The sequence below is a fragment of the Effusibacillus consociatus genome (assembly GCF_042652925.1).
Lineage (GTDB): Bacteria > Bacillota > Bacilli > Tumebacillales > Effusibacillaceae > Effusibacillus > Effusibacillus consociatus.
In genome coordinates this window covers 22,404-33,385 of record NZ_JBHSHC010000057.1, presented here as the reverse complement: position 1 = coordinate 33,385, position 10,982 = coordinate 22,404, and the positions used below count along the sequence as shown (strand labels likewise).

The following is a 10,982-nucleotide window of genomic DNA, read 5'->3' as shown; positions in this document are numbered from 1 at the left end:
GATGAAGGGGGAACTGGAAAAGTAAAAGCGGGCTTGCGCCCGCAATGAAATTTCAGTTCTCTACTCTACTTCGGCGGATGGCGGCAAAATTGAGCTTCGCTACCTCCCACCCATTGGAGAGGTTGCATCCGGTCGCAAGACCGGATGAGGATTGAACGAATTGATTTTGCCTTCCCGTTCATGTAACATGTAAACTGGATTTTCCAAATGAGAAGCAACTAAAGAGTACCAGTACGGGGCTACGGCCATAGGTGCTGGTGCACGTTATAGGAGTGTCTTCGTGTGAAATGGACAGAAGTGACAGTTTGGACGAGCCACGAGGCCAGTGACGCAGTATCGGAGCTGTTGACGCGGCTTGGCGCTGCCGGTGTGGCGATTGAGGACAAGAACGATCTGGAAGATGTCCGCAAGAACCCTTACGGAAATTGGTATGAAATTACGGATGATCTGGTTCCGCAGGAGGGTGCGCGTGTGGCGGCCTACTTTTCGGAACTGGTCGATATAAGTTCATTTGTGGAGAATATCAAAAAAGAATTGGCTGCCTTCACCGAATACGGTCTCGACCCGGGGCGGGCCGAAGTTACAACGCGCGAGGTTGACGAAGAGGATTGGGCGAATGCTTGGAAGCAATTTTTCAAGCCCGTGCGCGTGACCGAACGCTTAACGATCAAACCGACTTGGGAATCGTATGACGCGGAACCAGGCGAAGAAATCATCGAACTGGATCCCGGTATGGCGTTCGGGACAGGGACTCATCCCACTACAGTACTTTGTCTCCGCATGTTGGAAAAATGGCTCCCTGCCGATGCGAAGGTTGTGGATGTCGGGACGGGGACTGCCGTGCTCTCAATCGCCAGTGCGAAGCTTGGCGCTAAGGAAGTTCTGGCCCTGGATTTGGATCCGGTCGCCGTGAAAGTTGCACAAGAAAACGTAGCGCAAAATCATGTGGAAGAGCGGATCACCGTTCGAACCAATGACCTGCTCAAAGGAGTCGAGGGCCCATTTTCGGTGGTGGTTGCAAATATTCTGGCGGATATTATTGCCCGCATGATCCCGGATGCTTATCAGGTGCTTGAAGGGAATGGGAGCTTTATTGCCTCGGGAATCATAGAAGAAAAGTCAGAATGGGTTCGCTCCCAAATGGAAGAGAACGGATTTCAGATAAAAGAAACACTTACCGAACAGGGCTGGACGGTGCTTGTTGCCGTCAAACCTGTTGAGTAATCAGGGGAACTGGAAGAATGCAGAGATACTTTGTTTCTCCGGAAGCTATACAAGACGGGCGCGTGCGGATTACGGGAGATGATGTGAAGCACATTACACGGGTGCTCCGCTTGCAGCCGGATGCAGAAGTGATTTGTGCAGACGGTACCGGCAGCTCGTATCGCGTACGACTGGCCGAACTCGGTTCCGATCAGGTAATTGGCGATATCGTCGAAACGCTCGACGAAAAAGTGGAATCACAGGTAAAACTTACGTTGGTCCAAGGGCTGCCGAAGGGTGATAAAATGGATTTGATTGTGCAAAAAGGGACCGAAGTCGGAGTGGCCCGTTTCGTTCCGGTAGAGACCAACCGCACGATCGTGCAATATGATGCGAAGAAGGAAAACAAACGCCGTGAGCGTTGGCAGCGCATTGCAAAAGAAGCGGCGGAGCAGGCGCATCGTGTTGTGATTCCGGAAATTGACGAGGTTACCTCGTTTACAAAATGGCTGACGCAAGAGGCTTCTTCGTTCGATCTCGTTCTGATTGCTTATGAAGGAGAATCCGGACATGGTTTACGGGCTGTCCTGAATAAGCGAATCGAATCAAGTATCAATCCGCCGCGCTCGGTTGCCGTAATTATCGGACCGGAAGGCGGCTTTGATCAACAGGAAGTGCTTCTGGCGGAGGAAAAAGGGGCCCGTGCGATCACGTTAGGCCCGCGCATTTTGCGAACTGAAACAGCGGGGGTAGTTGCCGCCGCTATGATTTTATATCATTACGAACAGATGGGAGGGTAAAAGATGTCAACAGTGGCTTTTCATACATTGGGCTGCAAAGTGAATTCCTATGACACGGAAGCGATCTGGAATTTGTTCAAGCAGCGCGGATACACGCAGGTCGATTTCAATGATATTGCGGATATTTACGTGATCAATACTTGTACGGTTACCGATACAGGTGACAAGAAGTCTCGTCAAATCATCCGCCGCGCGATACGCCGGAGTCAGGACGCTACGGTAGTTGTAACCGGATGTTACGCACAGATGGCGCCGGATGAGATTCTGGCCATCCCGGGTGTGGATCTCGTAATCGGTACCCAACACCGTGACCGGATCGTCGATTTGGTGGAAAAGGTGCAGGCGGAGAAGAAACCTGTCAAATTCGTTTCTTCTGTTCGTTCCCAGCGAGAGTTTGAAGAGCTGGATGTTCCGGAATTCCAGGGACACACACGAGCATTCCTGAAGATCCAGGAAGGCTGCAATAACTTCTGTACGTTCTGCATCATTCCGTATTCCCGCGGATTTATTCGCAGCCGGAAGCCGGAGAACGTGATTCTGCAAGCGGAGAAACTGGTGCAAGCAGGCTATCACGAAATCGTGCTTTCGGGAATTCATACCGGCGGATACGGGGACGATCTTGACGGATATTCATTGGCCGATCTGCTAGTCGATTTGGAGAAGGTTGAGGGTCTTCGCAGAATTCGCATTTCTTCGATTGAAGCGAGCGAAATTGATGACAAAATGCTTGAGGTTCTGACCCGTTCGGAGAAGGTCTGCCGACACCTGCATATTCCATTGCAAGCCGGTTCGAACTATGTACTGGATCGAATGAACCGCAAGTATACAGTCGAAGAGTTCGCCGCGAAACTGGTGGAATTGCGCAAGGCGCTGCCTGATCTGGCGATTACCAGCGATGTGATTGTCGGGTTCCCGGGCGAATCGGATGCCCATTTTCAAGAAACTTACAATTTCATCAAAGAACAGCAATTTGCCGACTTGCACGTATTCCCTTATTCGCAGCGAAAAGGGACTCCTGCGGCGAAATACACCGACCAGGTGCCGGAATCCGTTAAAGAAGCTCGCGTTGCCGAATTAATCAAGCTGGCCGACGAGCTGCAAGTTCACTATTCCAGCAAATACGCAGGCAAGATTCTGGAAGTGATTCCGGAGGATATCAATGCGGAAGGCTTGCTTGAAGGATACAGTGATAACTATATTAAAATTGCGTTCCGTGGTCACCCGGACATGCTCGGCCAAATTGTGACCGTACGGCTGGACGAAGCGAAAGCGGACGTTTCGAAAGGAACGTATGTTGAGCAATTGACATTCAAGCAGGAAGAGACAATAACAAATACCGAATCAGGCTTGATCCAGCTTGAGCTGCTAGAAGCGTGAGTTCCGATGAACTCACGTTTTTGCTTGAAAGTGTGGATTCCCTTGTCACCCATATCTCGCTAACTTATAATGTCGGTACGGAGGTGACGGGATGAAAGAGTATTCCGCTGGTGGAGTTGTGTATCGGAATTTGCAGGGGCGGATTGAAATCCTTCTGATAAATGATCGGTTTGGGAAAACCACGCTGCCAAAAGGACACTTGGAGGACGGGGAAACCGAAAAACAGGCGGCACTTAGGGAAGTTCAAGAAGAGACCGGTATTGAAGCCGAGATCGTCGGTGACCCGCTTGGGATCATTTCGTTTCAATTTGATGTTCCCGGAAAAGGTACGGTTACGAAAGAAGTTACCTATTATCTGATGAAGGCCGTTTCAGGTGAACCCAAGGCCCAAATAGAAGAGATTCGAGAGGCATTCTGGTACCCGCTCGATCACGTGATGCAAATCCATGCGGAGCGAGGGTATGACAACAATAATGTCATCCTTGAACGTGCGGTAAAAAGATTGAAGGGAGACGCGTAATGAACCAACAGATTGAAGCAGTTCGCAGCCGTTTGGAGCCGATTACCGGCTGGATCGAAACAGAGGAAGGACCATTTACTCCCCTAGCTGAGGAAAAATTGGCTTCTGCCATTGACCATACTTTGCTGAAACCGGAATCCACTATCGAACAGGTTAAAAAACTGTGTGCCGAAGCAAAAGAGCATCGATTCGCTTCTGTCTGTGTGAACCCGGTGTTTGTTCCTATAGCGGCTGCCGAATTAAAAGGAACGGAAGTGAAAGTTTGCACGGTGATCGGATTCCCGCTCGGAGCCACTCCATCTGCCGTCAAAGCGTTCGAGACGGAGGATGCCATCCGCAACGGTGCCACCGAAGTGGATATGGTGATTCCGGTGGGGCTGCTTAAAGCGGGCGAGTACCGTCTGGTGTTGGAAGATATTCAAGCGGTGGTTCGGACCGCACAAGGAAAAGCGCTCGTAAAAGTCATCATCGAGACTTCATTGCTTACGGATGAAGAGAAAATCGCGGCTTGCCTGCTGTCCAAACAAGCGGGAGCCGATTATGTGAAAACTTCCACCGGTTTCAGCAGCGGCGGTGCAACAAAGGAAGACATTGAATTGATGCGGGCGACAGTCGGAAGCAAAATGGGGGTTAAAGCATCCGGTGGCGTTCGTACACGAGACGATGCGCTGACCATGTTAGCAGCTGGTGCGACCCGGATCGGGGCCAGTGCCTCAGTTGCAATTGTGCAGGGCGGACAAGCTGTCGGCGGAGGGTATTAATCCGGTACATATTCAGCAAACATAAGTGACACACCTTGATCAGCAAGGTGTGTGATTTTTTATAGGAAGTCTTCATGGTATGATTAAAGAGAGAGGGTGGGGAGAGGAAAATGAAAAGATACAAAGCAATTTGTTTTGATTTGGATGATACGCTTTACGACAGCAGCTGGCATTATGAACAGGGTGTGAAAGCGACATTTCAAACCCTGCACCCGGAATTGGATGCAGAAGCAGCATTTCGGCTGGTGAAGGAGAGGACGGATCAGCTCTGGCCGATTTTTGAGGAGGGAACAATCGATCTTGCTGAATACCGGAGACTCCGATTTGTTACAGATCCGGTCCTGAACAAGGTATTCGATGAAAAAATGGCGGACGCGTTTCACGCTCACTATATGTCGATAGCCTCCAATTATATCCGACCATTTGAAGGGCTTGCCGAAACAATGGAAGAATTGACTAAGAAACATCAGCTTGCCGTGATCACAAACGGTCCGGCTGACGCGCAATGGCTTAAGATGCAATGTTTGGGGATCGACAGTTTTATTCCTGAAGATCGCCTGTTTATCTCGGGAATCATTGGGGCGGCAAAGCCTCATGCGGCTATTTTTCATCATGCTTTGAATGAGTTAGGGGTTGAACCCCATGAAGCCATTCACATCGGAGATTCGTATCCGCATGATGCAGAAGGCGCATTAGCGGTGGGAATGGATGCAGTTTGGTTAAACAGAAACGGGAGTGTACGCGATGTACACCCCCAAGTTCGAGTAATCCGAGAACTAAAGGAGCTGCTGCCTTTACTGAAAGCTTGTTAGCCGAATAAGCGGCGGAAGAACCACCACCAGGGTTTCTTTCCAGCCGGCTCGGGTGCTTGACCGGCTCGACCCATATCTTGCGGTTTCGCCTGTGCCTGGCGGATTGCCTCCGTTACATTGATCAGACCTCTGCCGTAGTAGGGGTCTGTTCCTTTTGGCCCTTTGTCTGTTGCAGTTCGCAGGATGATGTCTTTCACCTCACCGGCAGTAAGGGCAGGGTTCAGCGCACGAATCAGCCCGGCAAGCCCCGCTACGTGCGGAGAGGCCATTGAGGTTCCTGACAACGCGGCATACCGGTGATCAGGGAAAGTACTGGCGATTGATACCCCCGGTGCAGCTACTCCCGCGTGAGAGCCAAAGTTTGAAAAGGTGGCCCGCTGGGCGTTTTGGTCCACTGCAGCAACCGATAATACTTCCGGATAGGCTGCCGGGTAGCTCGGCTGGTCCGTATCGTCGTTCCCCATGGCGGCAACTACCAGTGCATCTTTGGATGCGGCATACTGGATGGCTTGGTGGAGATAACGGGAATCTTCATATTCGCCGAGCGACAGATTGATCACCTTTGCCCCGTGATCTGCAGCCCAACGAATCCCGTCTGCGATGTCAAACACCGAACCTGTTCCTTCCGCATCGAGAGCTTTTATCGGCATGACTTTTGAATTCCAGTTCATGCCGGCGACTCCTTCAATGTTGTTGGTACGGGCAATGACCACTCCAGCCACGTGGGTACCATGGCCATTATCATCCTGGGGCCTGTTTGTATCCTCAATCATGTTATGTCCTTCTACCAATTGGCCTTCGAATTCAGGATGATCAAGATCAATGCCCGTATCCACCACTGCAATGATCGTATTCGGATTTCCGGTGGTTGTATTCCATGCTTTTTCGATGTTGATTTGCGGGAAATTCCACTGATAGCGTTCGTACAGTTGATCGTTCGGCAGTTCGTTTTGACGAAGAACCCGGTGTGGTTCCACCATTTTGACACCCATGTTCTGAAAGTAAGCAACCAGTTCTTCTGTCTTCATCGTCTTGGAACGAAACACAAAAGACGGGAGATGATTGCGTTTGACCACCACCCCGTTAATATCGGAAGTGATTTTCGCCAATTCAGCCTGAGTGGGTTCTTTATGAAACTGTACGAGCACTTCGTTTCTTTTTCCCTCCACCCGAATGTCCTCCGCTTTGGAGCGAACAATCCTGGAGGAAGTGTTCCACTTGGTGCCGTCCACATTTTGAGAAACGCCGTTTCCACCCTGCACATGTGGTTTTTCCGGATGAAACAACACTTGATTTCCGTCATGTGTGTTGAGATGAGTAACGGTCCCCATTTGATTGTCCACCTGGTCAGCCACCCGCCGCAAGTAGCCCATTTCGACTTCAGCCGCGAGTACCCCAACGGATTGCGAATTGTGGATAACCGGCAGAGCCATCGACATAAGCAGCTGGCTGTCCTTTCCTGTTCCCTCATACATGTCGGTTACATAAAATTGGCTGGTCTTTCTAACCTCATCAGCACTTTCACGCAGGTATTGAGGTTTGAGTGATGTTCCGTAAGACAACGTCTGCCCATTAGCTGCATGAAAAACGATAGAACGGAATTGCGGGTGCTCCTGGACAGCATCCCGAATCAACTTGCTGCGCATTGCAGGATCGGTCGTATGATCAAGTTGGTTGGCGAGGTGCTGCAGCATAAATCGGCAGTCCCTTACACATAGTGCGGCAGTAATCGCCATGTCCTGTGCTGCAATTTGATCTCTTCCCTGTTTGCCTGTTACTTGCGCCCGCAGATCCTTCGCCGCCTTTGCGTCATTCAGGATACGAGGTTGGGCTCCCGGAAGATTGGCGATCCGGGGCGGGCCATCCAAGGGTAATCGGAATGGCCTCGGGCCTAATATGGCCGACATTGCCAATAAGAGAGCGACAGTGGTCCCTCCCCAGATATAACGTTTCATGTAAATTCCCTCCAACACGCGCCCATCAAAGTGACGAGTACTTCGATGGGAACCCAAATTCAATGTCTCGATAGGTAGTTTTCCATTTTTGGCAGGAACCATTCCGGTGGAATGCCGGCGGAAATCAATCCCTTCAAATTTTTTGCTGTTCTTGGCGCATACTAAGCAGAAGTATGGGCAGGAAAGGACGGGGAAACATTGGCGCTGCATCTCTTGGCTTCCTGGTTGCTCATCGGTGTGATTTTGCTGTTTACTCCGCCTGTATTTGACGGGGATGCGGAGACGGCTCGCAACTATTTGAATACGATCGCCCAAATTTTGGCGACGATTTTTACCCTTTCGATCTCGATCGTCATGGTGGCGATTCAGATGACGGCGAGCAAATACAGCCATCGGATTCTGGATTTCTATGTGCGCTTTCCTTATAACGTCTCCTTGTTTTCGTTTTATTTGCTGACGATTTTTCACGCTATCTATATGCTTTCGAAGATGCGGGAACTGGACAACGGGCTGGTTACGAAAGAAATGGACAAGTGGATCAGCGCGGATCTCGTACTCCTGATTGTTGGCTTCCTGTGGCTGCTGATCTACATGTATGCCGTAATGAAATTGATGAAGCCGGAAACGATTATCAGCAAGATCGAGAAAGAATATCTGGCAGCCTATAACCGCGGGGCTTACCAAGAAGCATTGGACAAAATCGAACAGATTGCCGATATTGGCAAACGTTCCATTAACGATATGGATACGATGACTGCTGTCCGATGCGTAAAAAACATTTCGGATATGCTTCATAATACCCGGCTGCCCACTGCCGAGCAGGACAAAGTGCTATGGTATCATAACCGGATTGTCGATCAATTGCAGGGACTTGCGAGCATTTCGTTCAGTCAGCGTGAAACGGCCGTTTCCGGCGCGATCTTGAATGAACTGTTTGAGATGGGGATCAAATATGTGGAAAGCGGTTCCCTGAAGGCTGCCGGAGTCATCGTGGACGGATACACTCAGATTGTAATGACCAGTCTTGCGGGACAACAGCAGTTGAATATGATTACCAAAGTGGTACAGCACATTTATGAGATCAGTTGTCGGGTCGTGAAGAAAGGCAGTGATAAGGAAGCGGTTCACGGTTTTGTCATTGCGGCTTTTCGCCGTTTGCAAGAAATCGGCCGGCAGGTCGCGAAAAGCGAGCTCCACGGGCATTCATTCGTTGCCGAGCATATTGTGTCAAACGCGTTTGGTCGCTTATTGGCAACCATTATCGAGAAGGACGGGCCTATTTTTCCCCATCCATTGATTTATGAACTGTTTTATGAGTACGTGAAGCTGATCAAGCTTCTGTTCCTGCACGGAGATATTAAAGATATCGTGCAGATTACCACGTGGATGCGGGAAGAAATGCTCCCGAAAAAAGAGGATTCGAGTGTAATACGTCCCTACCTTTACCTGTACCTGCTGCTTGCCTCGACGGCCTTGTACTCGCGGCGTAAGGGGATTGTAACAATCCTCATAAGGGCGGTCGGGAAATATTTTGAACCCGATCCGGAACTGTTGAATCACATAATCGAACACCGTTTGGAGATTCGCCATCTCTATGATTATCAGGAACCGGAACGTTACTTGACGGAAGTCTACCTGTTGTGGGAGGGCTATTACAAATACACACAAGTATTCCCTGAGGGGCCGAAAAAAGCGTTGGATGTTACGCCGAAGCTGCTGGAAAACCGGTCCGACTGGATCGATCTGTTTGATGGCCTTTCACCGGAGAAATTCTTGAACGTTCCCAATCCGATTGAGCATTAATCCGACCGAATCGGCATAATGCTCATGAACCCATTCCCCGGGACATAAACATGTCTATAGGGAAGGGGGCGCTTGTATTGAAGGTGAAACGGGTAACTCTTACATGGATTGCCCTCGTTATATTGATTATACTGATGCACCATATACTCTTGCTGACAGTTGAAAACGTTCTCCCTTTTTCAAGTGTTTTTGGAAGGGAGACAGCATTCGGCACAACAAACATCCCTGATCCCCCCGTTCCACTCCCGGACGGACGCATCGCTTATTTGAACGGAACCTCAATCGTAGTGGAAGAAATGACACCTGCATTAAAACACCGTGAAAAAAAACTCCCTTTGCCTGACGTTTCATTGAAAGACGCATCTCAATATACAATCGTTGCCGATGCGGTTTATTGGATCTGCAAAGACAACCTTTATCGCAGCCAGTGGGAAGGGAAATCCTGGGGACCGGTCGAAGAATTGGGAGCGGCTGTTACATTCCATGCGACAAAGGGAGAAGATGAGGTCTACCTTGTTGCAAGTGATGACAGACAACTCCGAATTGCCAAATGGGCCGATGGCAGGATGTCACCCTGGTCCTATATACCCATACAAGACGTAACTAAGATCAAGACTGTAATGGGGGCAAATAAGAAGCTGTTGATCGCTTCGCTCGCAGAATACGGAAGTGCAAACAAGGCGTTCTGGTGGACAGAATGGGACCTTGCAACAGCCAAAGTAGTAAGGCAATCGAGAATCCAGACGTTTCAGCTTACCGGGGACCGGAGAGTTGATGACTTTCAACTGGCGATGGGTGGGACTTCTGTCTACCTTTTCTATACGGAAGAAGAAACAGGCGGATACGGTCAACTTCGGGTAACTTTGCTGCGGAATGATGACCCTGTCAAGCTTCAATCGAGCGATACCGTTTTGAAGGGAACGGTTACCGGAATTCACGCTTCCGGCCGGCAGGACGATCAAGTGGAGACAGTCGTTGCTGTGAATGGACAGGTGCATCTGCTGCGATTCCGGGAAGGGCAAAAGGTTGGCGAGGAGCGGATCTCCGGAAAATTGGCACGAGCGGTTCACCCGACTTTTGTGTCGTGGAAGGAGGGATCTGCCGGGACGATCGTGTGGCTGAATCAGGTCGGTGATCGAACATTCTCTGTCGAAGCCACCAGCAATGATCCCTTGTATCGGGATCATATGAATCGTTTTCGCTTGATCGACTATATCCGCTCGATTGCGCAATTGCCTCCTCTGCTGACAGGAGCCGTATTCGCCTGGGTTGCTTCTCTGAAATGGCTTGTTTTGTCCTACGTGTATCTGGGAGCCGTAAACCTGCTAAAACGGAAGCTCCATTATGAAAAAACGGCTTTGCACTGCTGGGTGGCAGTTTCAATCTATCTGCTGGTGAAATGGATGTTCATTGACCAATTCTACTCACCTCAGATAATGAAGCAGATGCCGTTGTGGATGATGAGTGCGTGGAGCAAATACCTGCTTCTGGTTGTTATAGCGGCTGGCGGGATAGCAGTGTCCGGAGCTGTGCAGGGGATTGGAAAGGGAAAGAAGCAGCCGGAGGAGTATTCGGCTGTTCGGATGTTTTCGAATTTTGTTCTGTTTGATGCAATTGTTACAGCTCTCTGGTACGGGTTTTTTATCAGATAAACATAGAACAGAAAGGAAAAACGACCCATTGACGGGTCGTTTTTCTGTATTACCCAGACTGATTTTTCGCCTCTGTATTATATAATAGGAGTGAACTGT

The 10,982-nt window shown here is 49.8% G+C and carries 9 protein-coding genes; 8 read left to right on the top strand and 1 reads right to left on the bottom strand.

All coding sequences use genetic code 11. From position 1 onward, the window contains the following. Positions 1-282 precede the first annotated feature (282 nt). From prmA to ACFO8Q_RS08540, 6 genes are all read left to right on the top strand, one after another. Complete coding sequence (prmA, locus tag ACFO8Q_RS08565; protein WP_380025355.1) at positions 283-1,224, top strand: 50S ribosomal protein L11 methyltransferase; 942 nt, start codon at positions 283-285, stop codon at positions 1,222-1,224. A gap of 17 nt (positions 1,225-1,241) precedes the next feature. Further along, entirely contained in the window at positions 1,242-2,003 is a 762-nt protein-coding gene (locus ACFO8Q_RS08560; RefSeq protein WP_380025354.1) for a 16S rRNA (uracil(1498)-N(3))-methyltransferase, read from the top strand. 3 nt (positions 2,004-2,006) lie between these two features. Then, positions 2,007-3,380 carry a tRNA (N(6)-L-threonylcarbamoyladenosine(37)-C(2))-methylthiotransferase MtaB gene (gene mtaB / locus ACFO8Q_RS08555; RefSeq protein WP_380025353.1) on the top strand — a complete coding sequence of 458 codons (1,374 nt, stop codon included), beginning with the start codon at positions 2,007-2,009 and terminating at the stop codon, positions 3,378-3,380. A 91-nt stretch (positions 3,381-3,471) separates the two neighbouring features. Next, positions 3,472-3,900 carry an NUDIX hydrolase gene (locus ACFO8Q_RS08550; RefSeq protein ID WP_380025352.1) on the top strand — a complete coding sequence of 143 codons (429 nt, stop codon included), beginning with the start codon at positions 3,472-3,474 and terminating at the stop codon, positions 3,898-3,900. Next, positions 3,900-4,661: a deoxyribose-phosphate aldolase gene (gene deoC / locus ACFO8Q_RS08545; protein WP_380025351.1), complete on the top strand. Its 762-nt coding sequence runs from the start codon at positions 3,900-3,902 to the stop codon at positions 4,659-4,661. The genes ACFO8Q_RS08550 and deoC overlap by 1 nt, the downstream gene beginning before the upstream one ends. A gap of 110 nt (positions 4,662-4,771) precedes the next feature. Next, complete coding sequence (locus ACFO8Q_RS08540) at positions 4,772-5,473, top strand: HAD family hydrolase (protein WP_380025350.1); 702 nt, start codon at positions 4,772-4,774, stop codon at positions 5,471-5,473. Here ACFO8Q_RS08540 and ACFO8Q_RS08535 read toward each other — a convergent pair. Next, positions 5,470-7,428 (bottom strand): S8 family serine peptidase, encoded by a 1,959-nt coding sequence (locus ACFO8Q_RS08535; protein WP_380025349.1) that lies wholly within the window; start codon positions 7,426-7,428, stop codon positions 5,470-5,472. The genes ACFO8Q_RS08540 and ACFO8Q_RS08535 overlap by 4 nt on opposite strands. 198 nt (positions 7,429-7,626) lie before the next feature. On the opposite strand from ACFO8Q_RS08535, the gene ACFO8Q_RS08530 reads away from it, so the two are divergent. Both ACFO8Q_RS08530 and ACFO8Q_RS08525 read left to right on the top strand, forming a co-directional pair. Next, entirely contained in the window at positions 7,627-9,231 is a 1,605-nt protein-coding gene (locus ACFO8Q_RS08530) for a DUF2254 family protein (protein ID WP_380025348.1), read from the top strand. 77 nt (positions 9,232-9,308) lie between these two features. Then, a complete protein-coding gene (locus ACFO8Q_RS08525) occupies positions 9,309-10,883 on the top strand; it encodes a hypothetical protein (protein ID WP_380025347.1) in 1,575 nt (524 codons plus the stop codon). Positions 10,884-10,982: the final 99 nt, after the last annotated feature.